The organism is Pseudooceanicola nitratireducens, from assembly GCF_900109195.1.
Lineage (GTDB): Bacteria > Pseudomonadota > Alphaproteobacteria > Rhodobacterales > Rhodobacteraceae > Pseudooceanicola > Pseudooceanicola nitratireducens.
In genome coordinates this window covers 21,960-40,823 of record NZ_FNZG01000001.1, presented here as the reverse complement: position 1 = coordinate 40,823, position 18,864 = coordinate 21,960, and the positions used below count along the sequence as shown (strand labels likewise).

The 18,864-nt window shown below is 66.4% G+C and carries 15 protein-coding genes; 8 read left to right on the top strand and 7 right to left on the bottom strand.

Features of this window, described 5'->3' with window-relative positions; translation table 11 throughout:
- Positions 1-40: 40 nt before the first annotated feature.
- From BMX99_RS00195 to BMX99_RS00185, 3 genes are all read right to left on the bottom strand, one after another.
- Positions 41-1,981, bottom strand: a complete 1,941-nt coding sequence (locus BMX99_RS00195) for an AAA family ATPase (protein ID WP_093445798.1) — start codon at positions 1,979-1,981, stop codon at positions 41-43.
- Between the two features lie 53 nt (positions 1,982-2,034).
- The gene (locus BMX99_RS00190) at positions 2,035-3,156 is read right to left on the bottom strand and encodes a hypothetical protein (protein WP_409371760.1); all 1,122 of its coding nucleotides are present in this window, start codon (positions 3,154-3,156) and stop codon (positions 2,035-2,037) included.
- A 95-nt stretch (positions 3,157-3,251) separates the two neighbouring features.
- Positions 3,252-4,328 carry a hypothetical protein gene (locus BMX99_RS00185; protein ID WP_093445797.1) on the bottom strand — a complete coding sequence of 359 codons (1,077 nt, stop codon included), beginning with the start codon at positions 4,326-4,328 and terminating at the stop codon, positions 3,252-3,254.
- Between the two features lie 171 nt (positions 4,329-4,499).
- On the opposite strand from BMX99_RS00185, the gene BMX99_RS00180 reads away from it, so the two are divergent.
- The 3 genes from BMX99_RS00180 to BMX99_RS00170 all read left to right on the top strand — a co-directional run bounded on the left by BMX99_RS00180 (position 4,500) and on the right by BMX99_RS00170 (position 7,918).
- On the top strand, positions 4,500-5,057 hold the full coding sequence (locus tag BMX99_RS00180; protein WP_093445796.1) for a hypothetical protein: 558 nt from the start codon (positions 4,500-4,502) through the stop codon (positions 5,055-5,057).
- A 270-nt stretch (positions 5,058-5,327) separates the two neighbouring features.
- A complete protein-coding gene (locus BMX99_RS00175; protein ID WP_093445795.1) occupies positions 5,328-6,317 on the top strand; it encodes a P1 family peptidase in 990 nt (329 codons plus the stop codon).
- 122 nt (positions 6,318-6,439) lie between these two features.
- On the top strand, positions 6,440-7,918 hold the full coding sequence (locus BMX99_RS00170) for an NAD-dependent succinate-semialdehyde dehydrogenase (protein ID WP_093445794.1): 1,479 nt from the start codon (positions 6,440-6,442) through the stop codon (positions 7,916-7,918).
- 143 nt (positions 7,919-8,061) lie between these two features.
- Here the strand turns inward: BMX99_RS00170 and BMX99_RS00165 are convergent, their stop codons facing one another.
- Positions 8,062-9,222: an MFS transporter gene (locus tag BMX99_RS00165; RefSeq protein ID WP_093445793.1), complete on the bottom strand. Its 1,161-nt coding sequence runs from the start codon at positions 9,220-9,222 to the stop codon at positions 8,062-8,064.
- A 349-nt stretch (positions 9,223-9,571) separates the two neighbouring features.
- Here BMX99_RS00165 and BMX99_RS00160 point away from each other — a divergent pair, with 349 nt between their 5' ends.
- A complete protein-coding gene (locus BMX99_RS00160; protein WP_093445792.1) occupies positions 9,572-9,745 on the top strand; it encodes a zinc-finger domain-containing protein in 174 nt (57 codons plus the stop codon).
- 18 nt (positions 9,746-9,763) lie between these two features.
- On the opposite strand, the gene BMX99_RS00155 is transcribed toward BMX99_RS00160, so the two are convergent.
- Complete coding sequence (locus BMX99_RS00155) at positions 9,764-10,141, bottom strand: hypothetical protein (RefSeq protein WP_139199374.1); 378 nt, start codon at positions 10,139-10,141, stop codon at positions 9,764-9,766.
- A gap of 170 nt (positions 10,142-10,311) precedes the next feature.
- Here BMX99_RS00155 and polA point away from each other — a divergent pair, with 170 nt between their 5' ends.
- The 4 genes from polA (at position 10,312) to BMX99_RS00135 (ending at position 16,712) form a co-directional block, all read left to right on the top strand.
- The gene (gene polA, locus BMX99_RS00150) at positions 10,312-13,119 is read left to right on the top strand and encodes a DNA polymerase I (protein WP_093445790.1); all 2,808 of its coding nucleotides are present in this window, start codon (positions 10,312-10,314) and stop codon (positions 13,117-13,119) included.
- Positions 13,116-13,673: a hypothetical protein gene (locus tag BMX99_RS00145; RefSeq protein ID WP_139199372.1), complete on the top strand. Its 558-nt coding sequence runs from the start codon at positions 13,116-13,118 to the stop codon at positions 13,671-13,673. The genes polA and BMX99_RS00145 overlap by 4 nt, the downstream gene beginning before the upstream one ends.
- A 543-nt stretch (positions 13,674-14,216) precedes the next feature.
- Positions 14,217-15,974, top strand: a complete 1,758-nt coding sequence (locus tag BMX99_RS00140) for a SulP family inorganic anion transporter (RefSeq protein WP_093445788.1) — start codon at positions 14,217-14,219, stop codon at positions 15,972-15,974.
- Between the two features lie 57 nt (positions 15,975-16,031).
- On the top strand, positions 16,032-16,712 hold the full coding sequence (locus BMX99_RS00135; protein ID WP_093445787.1) for a 2-dehydro-3-deoxygalactonokinase: 681 nt from the start codon (positions 16,032-16,034) through the stop codon (positions 16,710-16,712).
- Here the strand turns inward: BMX99_RS00135 and BMX99_RS00130 are convergent.
- Entirely contained in the window at positions 16,700-17,614 is a 915-nt protein-coding gene (locus tag BMX99_RS00130) for a metal ABC transporter permease (RefSeq protein WP_170848810.1), read from the bottom strand. The two genes, BMX99_RS00135 and BMX99_RS00130, sit on opposite strands and share 13 nt — an antisense overlap.
- Positions 17,614-18,831, bottom strand: coding sequence for a metal ABC transporter permease (locus BMX99_RS00125; RefSeq protein WP_093445785.1), 1,218 nt, complete (start codon positions 18,829-18,831; stop codon positions 17,614-17,616). Before BMX99_RS00125 ends, BMX99_RS00130 begins: the two co-directional genes overlap by 1 nt.
- Positions 18,832-18,864 lie beyond the last annotated feature (33 nt).

Genomic DNA, 18,864 nt, shown 5'->3' with positions numbered 1-18,864 from the left:
TCTTGGGCGCGAATGTAATCCCTCGAATTATTGCCTTGCTTCACCCCTTCCCCTCCAGATACCGCTTCTTGGCCTCTTCCTGCCGCCCGAAGTCGCGCACCATCGCCTCGATCGCCACCTCATCCGACTTATCCGCATAGCGGAACTCAGAATCCGCGTAGCGGTTGATCTCCTGCACGACCATCTCCACCGTAATCGGCTGGCGCAGATCCTCGATCATCGCCGCCTTCTCGTCATAGGGTTTGAACAGGAACAGATCCGGCTGCTCCATCCACTCATCGGGCAGTTCGAAATCCATCGCGCGGACCTTCACCGCGTCGGTGATGTTCTTGATCGCGCGGCCGGTAAAGCGTTTATCCGCCTCCTGAATCGCCTTCAGATAGGTCCCCAGCTTGGCAATCGTGTCCAATGGCCCAACCCGCGCCGCGACCGCGTCATAGACGTCGACCAGACCGGCCTCCTTGGGGCGTGCATGAGCGTCGAAACTGGCGGCGACGGCGCGCTTGATCTCCTGCGCGGCAAAAAGATCGTGATCGCCCAGGGGGATGTCGTGCCGCTGGCCCATCAGCAGGGCCAGGATGTCGATGTAATCCTCGCGCGTCTGGGGGCCATCGACCAGAAACCGCGCCCCGGCCCTCTGTCTTAACGCATCATCCACGTTTTCGGGATAATTCGAGAACATGCCAAAGGTGCAATTGCCGCGCACCACGGTATTGGCCCCGGCAAAGGCCTCCATGAAGACGGCGGTGACCTCCTGCTGCCCGGCGCTGGACTGGCGGTCGCCCCGCTTGCCCGCGATCTGGTCGATGTCGTCTATGGTCCCGAAACCGATGACCGACGGGTCCAGCACGTTCTGGATGAACGCCTTGGCGTTCTGCCCCGACTTGCCCTGATAGCTGTCGATATTGTCGATGCCAAAGTTCTGATACCGGAAAGGATAGCCTGCGTTGCCACAGTAATCGTTCAGAAGCCCCGCCATCATCTGGATCAGCGTCGTCTTGCCCGTCCCCGGCTTGCCGTCCCCCATGAAGGTAAAGATGAACCCGCCCAGGTCCGCAAAGGGGTTCAGCCGCCGGTCGAAATCATAGGCCATCAACATCTTGGCCAGCCTCAAAGCCTGATACTTGGCGATGTGGTTGCCGACGACCTCGTGCGGCTTCTTGAAGCTCATGGTCAGTGTGCCGCCGCCGCTGCGCGTGGCCGGGGTGAAGCCGCGCAGAGTCAGGTCATCCGCCTCGACCCGGTAGGAGGCATTGGCAAACGGCGCGACCCGCGCCAGCCCCTCGGCCCGGCGGGCGGACTTCTCCATCAGCGCCTCGGCCCAGGCGATCACCGTGGGCACCAGCTTTTCCTCGTCACCGACGGCATGGGTCGCCAGCGCCTGATCCAGCTGCCAAAGCGCCCCGTGCAGGGCCAGCGACGCATTGTCGGTCAGGAATTCCTCGACCTCGCCGACCTCGACCTGCACCTCGCCCGCGTGATCGGCCAGTAGCCAGGCCAGCGCATTGGCGCTGCTGTGCAGGACGATCAGCGCCTCGGCCGCCAGAAGCTCTGCAAACTCCGTCCGGCGATCGGCCGCCAAGGCCCCCTCAAGGTTGCGCCTTTTCAGATCCTTCAGCCCGGTCTGCTCGGCATAGCCTTCACCCAGGGCCAGCCCCACGGCCAGCGCCCGCCGCAAGGCCTGAAGCATCGCCGCCTGCCGGGTCGAGATCAGCGGATCCGCCCCGTCGCAATCACCCACCCGGTCGATCAGATGCACCCCCTCTGGGCGGTCCTCCCTGCGGGTCACCAACCCCGGCGTTGTCGAGCGGAACCGCCGCCGCGCGCCCAGCCCCGGCGATCTGTCCTCCGCCCTCACGGACGTCGTCGCCCTGGCCACCCGGGGGGCATGATCGAACCCGTCCAGGAACCCCAGCGCCGCCTCAAGATGCTTGGCGATCTCCTCTTCCCGCAGCTCCATCACGTCCGACGTCAGGCTCATCGCGCCCTCCCCTGCATCATCTTGCCAAAAATACTCACCCGCCCGGCCTCCGCTCAGCGATAGCTCAGGACACGGCCCGGCCGGCCCACCACGAATTTGCGGATCGGCGCAAAGCCCGCCGGATTGCGCTCGGCCAGCACCTGGTAGGGGCGTTCGGGCAGGATGATCGCGCGGGTCCGCTCCGTGGCCCCGGTCTCGGGCCCGCCGGACAGCGGATCGATGGCGAAGATCTCGCGCTCATTGGTGCCGAACCAGCCGGCGCGCTCGGTCCGGACACGCTCGGACACCAGGACCTCGTCGGTCCAGGCCAGCGCCCAATCCTCGCCCTCGGCGGATCCCGCCTGTTCCAGCACGTCGCGGATCGGGCCGGACTGGCGTGTGTAGGCGTGGGAATACATCGGGCCGATGTGGAAGCGACGCAGCCGCTTGGGATGCAGCTCGTCAAAATCCTCGTCAAAGCCCTTGGCGATGGTCAACAGCTTCAGCCCACCCAGGGACTGCGCCATCAGATGCGCCTGCACCTCGGGCCAACGCCGTTCGTCGCGGGGCAGCGCGGTCGGGTCGGTATCCTCGACCTCCATCAGGTAGATCACCGGCAGGTTCAGCTGACTGTCATAGACCGACCAGTGCAACAGGTACTGGCGGCGCTTTGGGTCCAGCTCGCCCAGCCAGATCGCCTCGGGGTCGTTGCGTGCCCAGAACAGATTGCCCTTCGACAATTCCTCGTAATACAGGCGCTGCGACAGGGCGAACTGCAGCTTAGTCGGCACCTCCAGGTCGCCGATGATCCGGGCCAGCATGTCGCGCTTCAAGGCATCCGCGTCGGGCATCTCGCGCAGGTGGCGTTCGGCCTGCTGCGCGTCATTGGCCATGACCAGAAGCTCCTGCGCGGCGGGAAAGCCGCTTTCGTGGTTGTCGATGGTGAGGGATCCGAAGAACCGCCCCGTGTCGCGCCCGGTCAGAAGGTATTTCATCGACAGGGCCCGGAAGGTGAAGGTCAGGGCGCTCAGATGCCGGGTCAGCACCTCGGCCTCCCGGCGCGACAGGGACGCCTCGCCCTCCATCACGCCGGCGACACGGGCCAGGTGGCCCATGATCCCCTCGAACTTGCGGAAATACCGGCGCGAGGCATAGGTGTCGGAGAGGCCGACGTGATCGTTTGCGGGCGTTTGCACGGGGTCGGTCACGGGATCACCCTCTGGCATGGGCACCGCAGAAGCGAGGCCGGGGGGACGCCGGGGCGTCCGGCCGGACGAGCGGCGGGCAGGCGTCAGGCACCGTAAAGGTTCTTGTCATGCTTCTCGACGATCTTCTGGAACCGCCGGGCAAAACGTTCGTCGGCCTTGGCCTTTTCCTCCAGCACCTTGCGGGCAAAGACCATGTGGTCTTCGTGGGCTTCCAGCATATCGGCCATCCGGGCATTGGTCGCAGCCCCGATCTGGGCCATGGCCTGCTGCGCCTGCTTGTCCGTCTCGGTGCCGATCTCGTTGATCTTGTGGGCGACGTCCTGCTGCTGGGCAGTCTTCAGCGACTTGGTCAGCGCATCGTACAGCACCACGCGCTGCTTGGTGTCCGTCTGCAGCTTGTTGATCAGCACCATCTGCGTCGCCGCCTGGTTCTGCAGGCTGTCCACCCAGGACTTGCCCTTTTCGATGTACCGCTCAAGCGTCTGGGATTTCGCCAGTTTGACCTGTTCGTCCTGCACCAGCGCGTTGTAGGCCTTGTTCAGATCGGCCAGTTCGGTTTCCAGCTTGGTGCGGGCGGCGGCGTCCTGTTCGACGGCAATCCGGTTCTCAAGATCGATGATCTTCGGGTCCATGGCCAGGATCTGACCACGCACGTCTTCCAGCGACTGCACGGTGAATTCCCGGTCGTCCAGCGTGGCGGTCAGGTTGGTTTCGACCTTTTCCTTCTGTTCGTTCAGCACCGCCAGCTGGCCTTCCAGCAGCTTGGTGATCACGTCCGATTTGGCGATCAGGTCCTGCAGCTTGTCGTCGATGGATGCCGTGCGGATCCGTTCCTGCCGCATCGAATCCGCCTTCGCCCCCGAGAAGATGCCGACAAAGCTTTCCCAGCCGGTCTTGGACCGCATGTCGTCGAAATCCTTGGAAAAGGCGGCAGTGACATCATCCAGGCCCATGATCAGTTCGGCGATGTTGGCGTTCATCACCTCGGTCTGGGCGTGCACGTCGTCCAGCGTCGCATTCTCGATGTCGACGCTGATGTCGGTGCCGGTTTCCATCTTCTGGCGGGCCATCTCGATCCGGCTGCTCAGTTCGGCGATCTTGCTTTGCGCGGCCGCGACCTGTTCCTGGCTTTCGCGAACCTGTGCGTCGAAATCGGACATGGGTGTCTCCGTTAATGAATGCCCTACCTATATGGGTAGGTTAACGCGATTTTCCCAGTGGCGTCACGGCAAAAGGCAGGTGCGGGAAACCTGACTTGAGCGCGCGCGCCCCGGAGTGCAGACTGCGGGCAACGGCCCGTGGATTTTCAGCGGCCGCCCAAGGAGGATTTCATGAGAAAGATCATTTTGATCACCGCCTGCATCCTGTCCGCGCTGGCCCTGGCCGCCCGGGCGGATGACGTGACCGACACGCTGCAAAGCGCGATCGAGGCCTATAACGACGGCGATCTGCAATACGCGATAGAAGAACTGGATTATGCCAAGCAGCTGATGCTGAGCATGAAGACCGACGCCCTGTCGGTCTATCTACCCGCCCCGCCCGAGGGCTGGACGATGGAGCCCAACACCGAAATCGGGGCCACGCTTGGCATGATGGGTGGCGGCGTCGGGGCCGAGGCGGATTACACCAACGGATCCGACAGTTTCACCGTCACCATCATGGCCGACAACCCGATGATCGCCGCCATGGGCGCGATGATCGCGAATGCGGCGGCCATGGGCATGAAGGTCGAACGCATCGGCCGTCAGAAGTTCGCGATCGAGGATGGCACCGTGCAGGGGCTGATCAACAACCGCATCCTCGTGAAGGCCGAGGGCGATGACACCGATCAGCTGCTGTCGGTGCTGGGCACGATGGATTTCAAGGCGCTCAGCAACTTCGGCCAGTAAGACTGCAGGCCAAGACTGCAGGCGCGGGTGGCCGCGCCTGCCCGCCCTGCCCCCGGGGTCTCAACGCCCCAAGGCACTGCCGGTTTTCCGCGCCATAGTGCCGTCACATCAATCCCTTCGCCGCGCTGCACCGCCAGATCTGCGCATTTGCGGGTTGCGCCCGTGACGGCGCGGGGAAATGCTGCGCCATGACAGCCGCCCTCCGCGACAGGGCCGGATCCAGATCGGACCCGGCCACCCGCCAAGGCGCGCACCGCCACAGGAGACAGCATGAAACCCGGGTCCCGCAATCTGATCACCGATGTCCCCGGCCTGCGGGTCGGCAATGCCGAGGACCACAAGGTCCGCACCGGCACCACCGTGCTTGTGGCCGATGCGCCCTTTACCGCCGGGGTGCATGTGATGGGCGGTGCGCCGGGCACGCGGGAAACCGATCTTCTGGCCCCGGACAAGACGGTCGAACAGGTGGATGCGCTGGTGCTTTCGGGCGGGTCTGCCTTTGGGCTCGACGCGGCCTCGGGCGTGGTGGACCGGTTGCGAGAGATGGGGCGCGGCTTTGCCGTCGGCGGCATGCATGTGCCGATCGTGCCGGGGGCGATCCTGTTCGATCTGATCAATGGCGGCGACAAGGGCTGGGCCGAAAACCCCTACAAGGGCCTGGGCCGCAGCGCGCTGGATGCCGCGGGCGAAGATTTCGCCCTGGGCACCGCTGGCGCGGGCACTGGGGCGACCACGGCCAACCTGAAGGGTGGGCTTGGCTCGGCCTCGGTCGTGCTGCCCAATGGCGTGACCGTGGGGGCGCTGGTGGCGGTGAATGCGCTTGGCTCGGCCATCGTGGGCGACGGGCCGGAATTCTGGGCCGCCCCCTGGGAGCTGGGCGCGGAATTCGGCGGGCTGGGCGTGGCACAGGCCCATCCCGATCCGCATCTGCCCATGACCAAGCTGGGCAGCCACCAGAACACCACCATCGGCATCGTCGCCACAGACGCGCAGCTGACCCAGGCGCAATGCACGCGCATGGCCACGGCGGCGCATGACGGCTATGCCCGGTCGCTTGTGCCCAGCCATACGCCGATGGACGGTGACCTGATCTTTGCCGCCGCCACCGGCGCGCAGGCGCTGGCCGACCCGGTGGCCGATACGCTTTTGCTGGGCCATGCGGCCGCGATCTGCATGGCGCGGGCCGTGGCACGCGGGGTGCATGCCGCCCGCGCGGCCGAGGGCGATCCCTTCCCTGCCTGGTCGGCACGCTTCGGCTGATGGCTGGCACTGGACAGGGCGCACGCTAAGTGCTCTGTCAACGTCAAGACGACGGCCCGAGGGACCCTTCCGGTCCTGCTCCAAGCCGATATGCGGCCGGGCCCAACCCGAAGGAGGACCACATGCTGGACCAACACACCGATCTGAAATCCCTGCTGAAAGACCCGTCGCTTCTGGTCGAGGCCGCCTATCTGGGCGGCGAATGGGTGCAGGGCGACGAAGGCACGTTCGACGTGACCAACCCGGCGCGGGGCGACGTGATCGCCAAGGTCGCCGACCTCAGCCGCGAACAGATCGCCGAGGCAATCGACAAGGCCTATGTGGCGCAGAAGGACTGGGCATCCTGGACCGGCAAGGAACGCGCCGCCGTGCTGCGCAAGTGGTTCGACCTGATGATGGAAAACCAGGACGACCTGGGCACCATCCTGACCGCCGAACAGGGCAAACCCCTGGCCGAAGCCAAGGGAGAGATCGCCTATGGCGCGTCTTTCATCGAATTCTTCGGGGAAGAGGCCAAGCGGATCTACGGCGAAACCATCCCCGGCCACCAGCGCGACAAGCGCATCATGGTGATGAAGCAGCCGATCGGCGTCGCCGCCTCGATCACGCCGTGGAACTTCCCCAATGCGATGATCACCCGCAAGGCCGCGCCGGCGCTTGCAGCAGGCTGTTCCTTTGTCGGCCGTCCGGCCAAGGAAACGCCGCTTTCGGCGCTGGTCATGGGCGTTCTGGCGGAACGCGCGGGCATCCCCAAGGGCGTGTTTTCCATCGTGACCTCGTCGCGGTCCTCGGACGCGGGGAAAGAGTTCTGCGAGAACCCCAAGGTGCGCAAGCTGACCTTCACCGGGTCCACCGAGGTGGGGCGCATCCTGCTGAAACAGGCCGCCGATCAGGTCATGAAATGCAGCATGGAGCTGGGCGGCAACGCGCCCTTCATCGTCTTTGACGACGCCGATCTGGATGCGGCTGTCGATGGCGCGATCATGTGCAAGTTCCGCAACAACGGCCAGACCTGTGTCTGCGCCAACCGGATCTACGTGCAGGCGGGCGTCTATGACGAATTCGCCAAGCGCCTGAAGGCCAAGGTCGAAAAGATGAAGGTCGGCGACGGCCTGGCCGAGGGCACGGACCTGGGCCCGCTGATCAACGCCGACGCCATCGACAAGGTGCAGGAACATATCGCCGATGCCAAAGCCAAGGGGGCCAAGGTCATCCTGGGCGACGGCCAGCCGATGGAGGGCGCGGGCCATTACCTGCCGCCGACCATCCTGACCGGTGTCACCCAGGACATGCAGGTCGCCCGGGACGAAACCTTTGGCCCCATGGCGCCGCTGTTCAAGTTCGACGACGTGGACGACGTGATCGCGATGGCCAATGACACGATCTTCGGGCTGGCCTCCTACTTCTACGCCAAGGATCTGAGCCGCGTGTACAAGGTGGCCGAGGCGCTGGAATACGGCATCGTCGGCGTGAACACCGGCATCATCTCGACCGAGGTGGCGCCCTTTGGCGGCGTCAAGCAGTCGGGCCTGGGGCGCGAGGGATCGCACCACGGAATCGAGGATTACCTGGAGATGAAGTACGTCTGCATGAGCGTCTGAGCCTTTTGGCACAGGTCGGGCAAAGGGGGCTGTCTGCCCCCTTCGCCACGCCGGCCCGGGGGCCGTCATGGCACCCCCGAGGATATTTGTGAAAACCAAAGAGGGGGGCGCGGTCCGAGGGGGCCGCGCCTTTTTTGATGGGCTCAGCGCCGGCGGGCGGCGGCGTGCAGGTGCACCGCCGCGCAGCCGGCATAGGCGAGCAGCGCAAAGAGGATCACGCCCGAATGGCCCATGGGGGTGGCCATCGCCAGAAGGATCGGCGTGCCCAAGAGGTTGCCCAGGTTGCCCATCTGCGCCAGCGCGCCATTGGCCAGGGCCTGGTCATTCGGGTCGGGGTTGAGCTGCGGGATCGCCGTAAAGCTGGCCCCCTGCACCAGCCCGAGCGCGGCAAAAAGCGCGATCGGCGGCAGGAAGGCCGAGGGGGCGGCCCACATCGCCAGCGCGGCCAGCGACGCGCAGGCCAGGCCGATCAGGATGATCGTGACCGCTGGCAGGATCCGCAACAGCTGTGCCCCGAGGGTCAGAGAGGTGATCAGCCCCGCAAGCGGCATCCAGAAGGTCAGCGTCGCGCGGGTGGCCTGGGGCAGATAGGGCGGGATCACCGTCAGGATCGCCACGAAGGTCAGCGTGTAGAACAGCCAGCCAAGCGCGGGCGCGGCGATGCGCGGAGAGGCATAGATCGTGACATGGCGCGCCAGTAGCCCACGCAGCCCCGGCCAGGGCGGCGGCGCGCTGTCGATCAGCCCCGAGGGCAGCGCACGTGCTAGCGCGGCAGCAAGGGCCAGCATGAGCGCGCCATGCAGAAGGAACAGGGCCTGGGGGCCATGGGCCTGCGCCAGCGGCACGCCGGCCCAGGCGGTCAGGGCGAAGGTCACCCCGAAGTAGCTGCCCCAGAGCGTCATGACGTAGGGCCGATGCCGGACTGCGGCGAGCCGCGCGATCAGGGTCGGCAGGGCGACGACCAGGGCGATGTGGCTGATGCCCTCGATCGCGCGGGTGACCAGCATCCAGCCGAAGGGCGGCAGCAGGGCCTGAATGCCCGAGACCAGCGCGCCCAGCACCAGTGCCAAAAGCACCACGCGGCGAAAGCCGATGCGCGCCACCAGCATGCCCGCGACCAGCCCCGTCAGCACCCCGGTCAGAGAGATGATCGAGACGAGAAACCCAAGCGAGGCCCCCGCCTTCGGATAGGTCTGGGCCAGCATCGGGAAGATCGCCGAGATCTTGGCGAATTGCGCCGCCGCCGTCATGCCGGCCAGAAGCAGCAGGGCGATCAGCCCGAAGGGTGTCGTGTCGCGGGTCATGGCCCTGCGTGGCCCCTTGCGGGCGGTTTGGCAAGGGTGATGGCGGGTTGCGCGCGGCGCAGCGGCTGCATGACCGGTCGTGCGGCGGGTGGTGGTTGGCGGGCGGAAGGGGTCCCGCATTGTATTGATGCGGGATCGGGGCGGGCCCGTAGTGTCACCACAGAATCCGTATACGCGATCTGATCTGCGCAGGGTCCCGGCCGATCCTAGCAGCGATCTGCCCCTGTGATCTGCCCCTGTGACCTGATGGCCTACACCCTTGCCGCGCCAAGTGGTTTCGCCCATATTGCCGCGCAGCAGCCATGCCCTGTCGCGGAATGCCGCGAGGGCCCTGACGAAGGATAGCCAGATGAGCCTCGAGGCCCCGGAAACCAAGATCGTTGAAACCCGCAAGGTCGCCTGTGACGGTGGCGAAGGGGCGCTTGGCCATCCGCGTGTCTGGCTGCATATCCCCGAGGACGACAATTTCGTCGAATGTGGCTATTGCGACGCGAAATACGTGCTGAAGGGCCACGAGGGCTAAGGCCCCGGCAAACCACCCTTAGCTGATCGGGATCGGCTCACCAGTGCAGGGCAGCAGGGCCCCGGGCCCGTCCTTTGGCGTCAGGAACTCCAGCACGTTGTGACCGGACCAGACACGCAGGCCGCGCAGCCGCGAATCCAACCCGCGCCCGATCCCCGTGCCGGTCACATTGTCCTGCGAATAATAGATCACCTTGCCCTTGGTTCCGTCCTCGCAGGACAGCGAGGCGGTGGCGATGTTCACCCCCTCGCGGTAGCGCCAGCTGCCGGTGCAGGGCGTGCCGTCGGACATGGCTCCAAGGATGATGCCCTTGCCCCAACCGCGCGCCTGTCCGTCGAACCAAAGGCCGTCACCGCCGATACAGGCCAGCACACGGGCGCAATTGTCCCCTGCCATGGTGTTTTCACAGGGCGGCATCTTTTCTTGCCCGGCCGTGTGCGCGCCCCCTTCCACAAGGCTTTGCGCGGCGGCATGTCCGGACCCCACCCAAAGCAGGAAAAGAGCGGCTGGCAGCAGAGCACGGAACATGGCAGAACCCATCAGGACGATATCGCGCGGAGGCTAACATGACACAACATTTCGGCAAGGGGTGTCACCTGCACCTGATCGACGGATCGGCCTTCATCTTCCGCGCCTATCATGCGCTGCCGCCGCTGACGCGGAAATCCGACGGGCTGCCGATCGGCGCCGTGTCCGGGTTCTGCAACATGCTGCACCGCTATGTCGAAGGGAACACCGGCCCCGATGCGCCGACCCATGTGGCGGTGATCTTCGACAAGGGCTCGCACACCTTCCGCAACGATATGTACGACCTCTACAAGGCCAACCGCGAGGCGATGCCCGAGGATCTGCGCCCCCAGATCCCGCTGACCCGCACTGCCACCGAAGCCTTCAACATCGCCTGCAAGGAGCTTGAGGGCTACGAGGCCGATGACATCATCGCGACCCTCTCGTGCCAGGCGCGCGACGCGGGCGGACGGGTGACGATCATCAGTTCCGACAAGGACCTGATGCAGCTGGTCGGCGGCGGGGTCGAGATGCTGGACGCTATGAAGAACATCCGCATCGACGTCGAAGGGGTCGAGGCCAAGTTCGGCGTCGGGCCCGACCGCGTGGTGGACGTTCAGGCGCTGGCCGGCGACTCGGTCGACAACGTGCCGGGCGCGCCGGGCATCGGCATCAAGACCGCGGCGCTTCTGATCAACGAATACGGCGATCTGGAAACCCTTCTGGACCGCGCGGAAGAGATCAAGCAGCCCAAGCGCCGCCAGACCCTGATCGACAACCGCGCCCAGATCGAACTGTCCAAGCGGCTCGTGCAGCTCGACTGCAACACGCCGCTGGACTTCACGCTGGACGATCTCGAGGTGCGCGACCCCAACCCCGAAACCCTGCTGAACTTCCTCAACGAGATGGAGTTCCGCACCCTGACCAAGCGGATCGCGGACCAGATGGGGGTCGAGGCGCCCGCCGCCCCCGAGGCGGTCACGTCAGGGACCGACGAGGGCCCCGCCCCCGTCGAAATGCCCGCCATCGATCCCGAAAGCTATGAAACCGTCACCACGGCCGATCAGCTGGCCACCTGGATCGATCGCATCCGCGAACGCGGCTACGTGGCCGTCGACACCGAAACCACCGGCCTGGATGAAATGAAGGCCGATCTGGTCGGCATCTGCCTCGCCACCGATCCCGGGCAGGCGTGTTACATTCCGCTCAACCACCTCGCCTCCGAAGGCGAAGGCCTGTTCGCGACCGAAGACCGCGCCCCCGGCCAGATGGCCGAGAAGATCGCGCTGGATATGTTGAAACCCGTGCTCGAGGACGATGCGATCCTCAAGATCGGGCAGAACATGAAATACGACGCCAAGATCCTGAAACGCTACGGGATCTCGGTCGCGCCCTTCGATGACACCATGCTGATCTCCTACGCCCTGAACGCGGGTCTGCATGGCCACGGGATGGACGCGCTGTCGGAACAATATCTTGGCCATACGCCGATCCCGATCAAGGATCTGCTGGGCTCGGGCAAGTCGATGATCACCTTCGACATGGTCCCCGTCGACCAGGCCACCCGCTATGCGGCCGAGGATGCGGACATCACCCTGCGCCTGTGGCAGGTGCTGAAACCTCAGCTGCATACCAAGAAGGTCACCACGGTCTACGAAACGCTGGAACGCCCGCTCTCGCCCGTGCTGGCGCAGATGGAGATGCACGGCATCCAGGTCGACCGCGATACGCTGTCGCGCATGTCCAATGCCTTCGCCCAGAAGATGGCCGCGCTCGAGGCCGAGATCCACGAGCTGGCGGGGGAATCCTTCAACGTCGGCTCGCCCAAGCAGCTGGGCGAGATCCTGTTCGACAAGATGGGGCTTGAGGGCGGCAAGAAGGGCAAGACCGGGGCCTATGCCACCGGGGCCGACATCCTCGAAGATCTGGCCACCGAACACGACCTGCCCGCCCGCGTGCTGGACTGGCGCCAGCTGTCAAAACTGAAATCGACCTATACCGACGCGCTGCAGGACCACATCAACCCGGAAACGGGGCGCGTGCATACCTCTTACGTGCAGACCGGGGCGAACACCGGACGCCTGGCCTCGACCGATCCGAACCTGCAGAACATTCCCGTCCGCTCCGAAGAAGGCCGCCGCATCCGCGAGGCCTTCGTCGCACCGCAAGGGCGCAAGCTGCTCTCGCTCGACTATTCCCAGATCGAACTGCGCATTCTGGCCCATATCGCCGACATTCCGGCGCTAAAACAGGCCTTCGAGGACGGCCAGGACATTCACGCCGCCACCGCGTCGGAAATGTTCGGCGTGCCGCTGGATGAGATGACGCCGGACGTGCGCCGCCAGGCCAAGGCGATCAACTTCGGCGTGATCTACGGCATCTCGGGCTTTGGCCTTGCGCGCAACCTGCGCATCCCCCGGGCCGAGGCCCAGGGCTTCATCGACCGCTATTTCGAACGTTTCCCCGGCATCCGCGACTACATGGAGGCGACGACGGACTTCGCCAAGACCCATGGCTACGTCCAGACCCTTTTCGGGCGTCGCATCCACACGCCGGAAATCGCCGCCAAGGGGCCGCGCGCCGGCTTTGCCAAACGCGCCGCGATCAACGCGCCGATCCAGGGCACGGCCGCCGACATCATCCGCCGCGCCATGGTGCGCATGCCTGCGGCCATTGCCGACCTGCCCGCCAAGATGCTGCTGCAGGTGCACGACGAACTGGTCTTCGAGGTCGATGAAACCGCGGTCGATGCCGTGACCGAAGCCGCCCGCAAGGTCATGGAAAGCGCCGCCGCCCCGGCGGTCAAGATCGACGTGCCGCTGGTGGTCGACGCAGGCCAGGGCGACAATTGGGCCCAGGCGCATTGAGTGCATTCAGCGTCTATCTCTCGGCTCACCGGGTGAAGGCGCTTGGACTTGTGCCGCAGGGCGTGGGCTTCACCTGCTTCTTCGGCGGCCCGCATCTCGGGCTGCCCAGTTTTCGCCGCGCCAAGGTGCAGCCGGGCGACCGGCTCTATCCAGTGACCGTCGCCGGCGGCCAGCTTCTGCTGCTCGGGGCGGCGACGGTCGAAACGATCACGGATGAACCCGACATCCACCCCCGCGACTTCGCCCCCCACCTCGACATGGCCGTGACCGAGCGCTGGATCGCCCGCTCCGGCTGGCCTGCACCCGCCTTCTTCGGCGCGCTCTGCCCGACCTGCGCGACCGAGGCGCTGACCCTGACCGACAGCCTCGGCCCCTTCCGCCCGCGGCCCCTGCCCGCTGCGGATCTCGACGCTTTCACCTTCCTCAACGCACGCGGCACCCGCCGCCCCGATGGCGTGAGGGACGGAAAGATCACCAAACCTCTGGCCTTCCAGGGCATCTACCGCCTCGCCCCCCATAGCGCTGCGACCCTCGCATCGCTCGCCCAGAACTGACCACAGGCCCCGCGGCATGCCCGATCCGGGCGTAACTCCCTTACTCGCGCAACCGAGGCCCTGACCCTGCCCCACAGCCGCCGCCCCCTTCCGTCCGCACCCCCTGCCCACTGCGGACCTTGACGCTGTTACCTTTCTCAATACGGTCAGCACGCGCCGCCCCGACGGCGCAATGTACGGAGAACTCACCAAATCTCTGGCCCTCCTGGGTATCCACCGCCTCGCCCCCCCATAACGCTGCAGCCCTCGCAACGCTCGCCCAAAACTGACCACAGGCCCTGCGGCCTCCACGATCCGGGCGCAGCTCCCTCACTGCGCGCCCATCCCCATCATCTTGCCAAAAATACTCGCGCCGCAGGCCAGGGCCCGGCGGGGCTCGATGCCCCTCCGGGCCCTCCCCCTCCGCACTACACTCCCCCGCATCACGCGGCCACTCCGCATCTCGGCACACCACTGCAAAACCAGGACTTGAAAAACACATTCACATTATAATATATGTAATCCAACGCCCGCCGTGGCTTCCCGATTTCAGGACCCTGCCCCGTGAAACAGCCAAACCTCTCCCCCGCCGCGCTCCGGCGCTATCTTCCCATCCTTGACTGGTCCCGCGACTATTCCCGCGACACGCTGACCTCGGACATGGTGGCGGCGGTGATCGTCACCATCATGCTCATCCCCCAGTCGCTCGCCTATGCTCTGCTGGCCGGGCTGCCGCCCGAGATGGGGCTCTATGCCTCGATCCTGCCGCTGGTCGCCTATGCGATCTTCGGCACCTCGCGGGCGCTGGCGGTCGGGCCGGTGGCCGTGGTCTCGCTGATGACCGCCGCCGCGGTTGGCAAGCTCGCCGCGCAGGGCACGCCGGAATACATCGCCGCCGCCATCACGCTGGCCTTCCTGTCGGGGCTGATGCTGCTGGCCATGGGGCTCTTCCGCCTCGGATTCCTGGCGAATTTCCTGTCGCACCCGGTCATTGCCGGCTTCATCACCGCCTCGGGGCTGCTGATCGCTACTTCTCAGCTGAAACATATCTTCGGCATCTCGGCCGAGGGCCACAACCTGGTCGCGCTGATCGGCAGCCTGCTGGCGCATCTGGGCCAGACCAACCCCTATACACTGGTGATCGGGCTGGCCTCCCTCGGGTTCCTCTTCTGGGTCCGCAAGGGGCTGAAGCCGCGGTTGCTGGCGCTTGGGCTGAAGCCCCGGCTGGCGGATCTTCTGGCCAAGGCCGGGCCGGTGATGGCCGTGGCGGTCTCGGTGCTGCTGGTCTGGACCTTCGGGCTGGACGCGCGCGGCGTGGCCATCGTGGGTGACGTCCCCATGGGTCTGCCACCGCTGACCCTGCCGGCCTTCTCGGCCGACCTCTGGGGGCAGCTGTTCCTCTCGGCGCTTCTGATCTCGATCATCGGCTTCGTGGAATCCGTCTCGGTCGCCCAGACCCTGGCCGCGAAACGCCGCCAGCGCATCGCCCCCGATCAGGAGCTGATCGGCCTCGGGGCCTCCAATGTCGCGGCCGCCCTCAGCGGCGGCTACCCGGTCACCGGCGGCTTTGCCCGCTCGGTCGTGAACTTCGACGCGGGCGCGGAAACCCCTGCCGCCGGGGCCTTCACCGCCGTGGGCATCGGCCTGGCCGCGCTTCTGCTGACGCCGCTTCTGTTCTTCCTGCCCAAGGCCGTGCTGGCCGCGACCATCATCGTCGCCGTGTTGTCGCTGGTGGACCTGTCGATCCTGAAAAAGACCTGGGCCTACAGCCGGGTGGATTTCGCCGCCGTCAGCGCCACGATCCTGCTGACCCTCGGCATCGGGGTCGAGGTCGGCGTCTCGGCCGGCGTCGCCCTGTCGATCCTGCTGTTCCTATACCGCACGTCGCGCCCCCATGTGGCCGAGGTCGGGCTGGTTCCCAACACGCAGCACTTCCGCAACATCACCCGCCACGACGTGCAGACCGATCCCCGCGTGGTCACGATCCGCATCGACGAAAGCCTGTATTTCGCCAATGCGCATTTCCTGCAGGATCTTCTGTATGACCGCGTCACCTGTGACGAACCGATCGAACACGTGGTGCTGATGTGCTCGGCCGTAAACGACATCGACATGTCCGCGCTGGAAAGCCTCGAGGCGATCAACACCCGCCTGACCGACATGGGGATCAAGCTGCACCTGTCCGAGGTCAAGGGCCCGGTGATGGACCGGCTCAAGCGGACGCATTTCCTGACCGACCTCAGCGGAGAGGTCTTCCTGTCGCAATACGACGCCCATGCGACCCTGACCGCCCGCCCCAGCCCCCGCGCCGTGGCCGAGTGATCCGATGCAGGCCGTCGCCGCATTGACCGATGCGGCGGCGCGCCCTATGTCGCGCCCATGACTACGACAACCTGGAATGGACGGATTGCCGGATCGCCCGGATCCTGGGGCAGCGCAGAGGCCCCGCTGCGGATCCTTGTCGATGATGCGCTGACACCGCTGCCCATGCCCGCCGAATTGCTGCCGCCCGAAACCGCGGGCGATCACATCGCGCTTGGCCCCCTCGGGGCGCTTGGCGCGCAGGCCCGGCTGGCGCTGCTGGGCTTTCAGCACCTCAACCCGCATTGGGACGGCATCGCGATCCACTGCGGCGCGGCGGCGACCCATTGGGCGACGCTCTCGGCCCGCGAGGTCATCCACCTGACCACCTCTGCGGCCCCCGCGCTTGCCCTGGCCCTGTCGCAGGGCGAGGCCGGCGCGTCAGGGCCGGACGAGCAGGCCGGGGACACGCGCAAGGTTCTGGACGCAGCGCTGGACCGGCCGGAAAAGCTGCTGACCCTGCTGGGTGATCTGACCCGCCCGGCACAGATCCGCGCCGCGCTGGCCGGGGCCGACGTGGGCGCGTCGCGCACACTCTGGCTGGGCCAGCAGGCCGTGCTGATCGGGGATGGCCCCTTGGTCGGCGATTACGCCCGCGCGCTTCAGGCGGCCCATGTGCCGGTCATCCTGACCGATCACACCGCGCTTCTGCAAAAGGGGTTCGAGGCCCTGGCCACCCGCTTCACTCAGCCCGACTGACCGCGCCGCTTCGGCCCGAACAGCGCCGCACCGCCCAGGATCAGCCCCGAGACCGTGGCGATCATGCCCGCGGCGCTGACAGCGTCATCCGCCCCCAGCCACAGCGGCCCGTAGCCCGCCAGAACATAGCCCAGCACGGCCGAGACCAGCGCCAGCCCGGCGCTGATCCAGACCTGCGTCGCCAGCCGGTCGGTCATCAGCCGCGCGGCGGCGGGCGGACAGATGAACATGGCGATCACGATGATCGACCCTACCGCATCGAAGGCCGCCACCGCCGCCATGGCCGAAACCACCACAAGCGCCAGCCCCAGCAGGGTTACCGGGATGCCAATGGTGCGGGCGAACCCTTCGTCGAAGGTCGAAATCGCCAAGGGCCGCCAAAGCGCGGCGATGAACAGCGCCACCAAAGCGGCGACCACGGCCATGCGGGTCAGCTCCGGCGGCAGCCAGGCCAGCGCCTCGGGATCCAGAAGGCTGTGCCAGCCGGTGGCATCCAGCCAGATCAGGCTTTCCAGATTGCCATAAAGCGCGTGCTGCACGTCCAGGTGCACGTTCGAGGTGTCGGATTGCTCCAGCAGAAGCACCCCTCCGGCAAACATCGTGGTAAAGACGACGCCCATGGCGGCGCCCGGCTCGATCCGTCCGACGCGCTGCACGATCTGGATCAGCGCCACGGCAACAAGCGCGGCCCCGGCGGCCCCCAGCATCATCGGCCAGGTGCTGACCATGCCGGTCAGCAGGAAGGCCACGACGATGCCCGGAAGGACCACGTGGGAAATCGCATCGCCGATCAGCGCCTGACGCCGCAGCAGCAGGAAGTTCCCCGGCAGGGCGCAGGCCACGGCGGCCAGGCACCCGATCAGGATCGGCGGCAGCGACAGGGCAACGAATTCCGATCCCATCAGCTTCTCCCCTCGGGCACCCGGCCCCTGGCCTGGGGCCCCGCCCCGTCCGAAGCAATCGCGTCATCCAGCGCGCGCAGCTGATCCGGGGTCACCAGATCCTCGATCGGGGTCAGCCCGTCATAGCGCGCGGCCAGCGCCGCGCCCTCGGGGCGGCTGCGCAGGTAGGACCAGCGCCGTTCGTCGCGGGCCGCCCAGGCCGCCAGCCTGCGGCCCTGATCGGTCACCACGCCATCAGCGCGGATCAGCCCGGCGCGGCCCAGAAGACGGCGGGAATAGCTTTCGTGCACGCGGTGCCCATGGGCCAGCGCCAGCAACCCCTGCCGCATGTGCACCTGACGGCGGAACCGCATATAGGCGATGGCCCCGGCCAGCACGCCGCGTTCGGGCGCAAACACCAGCGACAAGGTGAACAGCGCCGCCGCCACCAGAACGATGATCGGCCCGGTCGGCAGATCCGGGGCCAGCGCCGACAGCACCGCCCCCGAGGCCCCGGCCAGCCCGCCCATGACCCCCGCCAGAAGCGCCACGACCTCGGCCCGTTCGGTCCAGAAGCGCGCGGCGACGGCAGGAAGGATCAACAGGGCGACGATCAGGATCAGCCCGACGATCTTCAGCCCGATGGTGGTGACGGCCAGCGCCAGCGCCATCATGCCCATGTCCACCCGTGCGGGGACCAGCCCCTGGGTCGCGGCATATTCCGCATCGAAGGACACCATGGTCATGGGCCGGCGCAGCAGCAGGCAGGCCAGCAGCGTCAGCGCGCCCCCGACCGCGATCACGATGGCATCGGCGCGCAGCATCCCGGCGGTCGAGCCCAGCAGGAAGGTCTCCAACCCCGCCTGACGGCCCGCGCCCAGGGTCTGGATCACCGTCAGAAGCACTATGCCAAAGCCGAAGAAGACCGACAGCACCGCGCCGATCGCCGCATCCTCGCCCAGGCGGGTGCGGCGGGTCAGCCATTGCACCACTGCAAGGCCCGCCAGCGACGACAGCGCCGCACCGCCCAGAAGCCCCACCAGGTTGCGCCCCTCGCCACCAAGGGCGACCATGAAGATAAAGGCCAGCGCCACGCCGGGCAGCGTCGCATGGCTGATCGCGTCGCTGACAAGCGAGCGTTTGCGCAGGTACAGAAAAGCCCCCGTCACCCCCGCCGCGATGCCCAGAAGGCCCGCGCCGGTGGCGACCAGAAGGGTGTTATAGCCCAGATCCATCATCCGCTTGCCCTCATGCCTTGCCCTTTACGCCCC

Bases quoted from the DNA above. Each gene is read 5' to 3' on its own strand.
- BMX99_RS00135 (WP_093445787.1), top strand. From the start codon at position 16,032: ATGACTACGACAACCTGGAATGGACGGATTGCCGGATCGCCCGGATCC.
- BMX99_RS00170 (WP_093445794.1), top strand. From the start codon at position 6,440: ATGCTGGACCAACACACCGATCTGAAATCCCTGCTGAAAGACCCGTCG.
- BMX99_RS00155 (WP_139199374.1), bottom strand. From the start codon at position 10,141: ATGGCAGGGGACAATTGCGCCCGTGTGCTGGCCTGTATCGGCGGTGAC.
- BMX99_RS00165 (WP_093445793.1), bottom strand. From the start codon at position 9,222: ATGACCCGCGACACGACACCCTTCGGGCTGATCGCCCTGCTGCTTCTG.
- BMX99_RS00160 (WP_093445792.1), top strand. From the start codon at position 9,572: ATGAGCCTCGAGGCCCCGGAAACCAAGATCGTTGAAACCCGCAAGGTC.
- BMX99_RS00175 (WP_093445795.1), top strand. From the start codon at position 5,328: ATGAAACCCGGGTCCCGCAATCTGATCACCGATGTCCCCGGCCTGCGG.
- BMX99_RS00125 (WP_093445785.1), bottom strand. From the start codon at position 18,831: ATGATGGATCTGGGCTATAACACCCTTCTGGTCGCCACCGGCGCGGGC.
- BMX99_RS00185 (WP_093445797.1), bottom strand. From the start codon at position 4,328: ATGTCCGATTTCGACGCACAGGTTCGCGAAAGCCAGGAACAGGTCGCG.
- BMX99_RS00195 (WP_093445798.1), bottom strand. From the start codon at position 1,981: ATGAGCCTGACGTCGGACGTGATGGAGCTGCGGGAAGAGGAGATCGCC.
- polA (WP_093445790.1), top strand. From the start codon at position 10,312: ATGACACAACATTTCGGCAAGGGGTGTCACCTGCACCTGATCGACGGA.
- BMX99_RS00130 (WP_170848810.1), bottom strand. From the start codon at position 17,614: ATGGGATCGGAATTCGTTGCCCTGTCGCTGCCGCCGATCCTGATCGGG.
- BMX99_RS00180 (WP_093445796.1), top strand. From the start codon at position 4,500: ATGAGAAAGATCATTTTGATCACCGCCTGCATCCTGTCCGCGCTGGCC.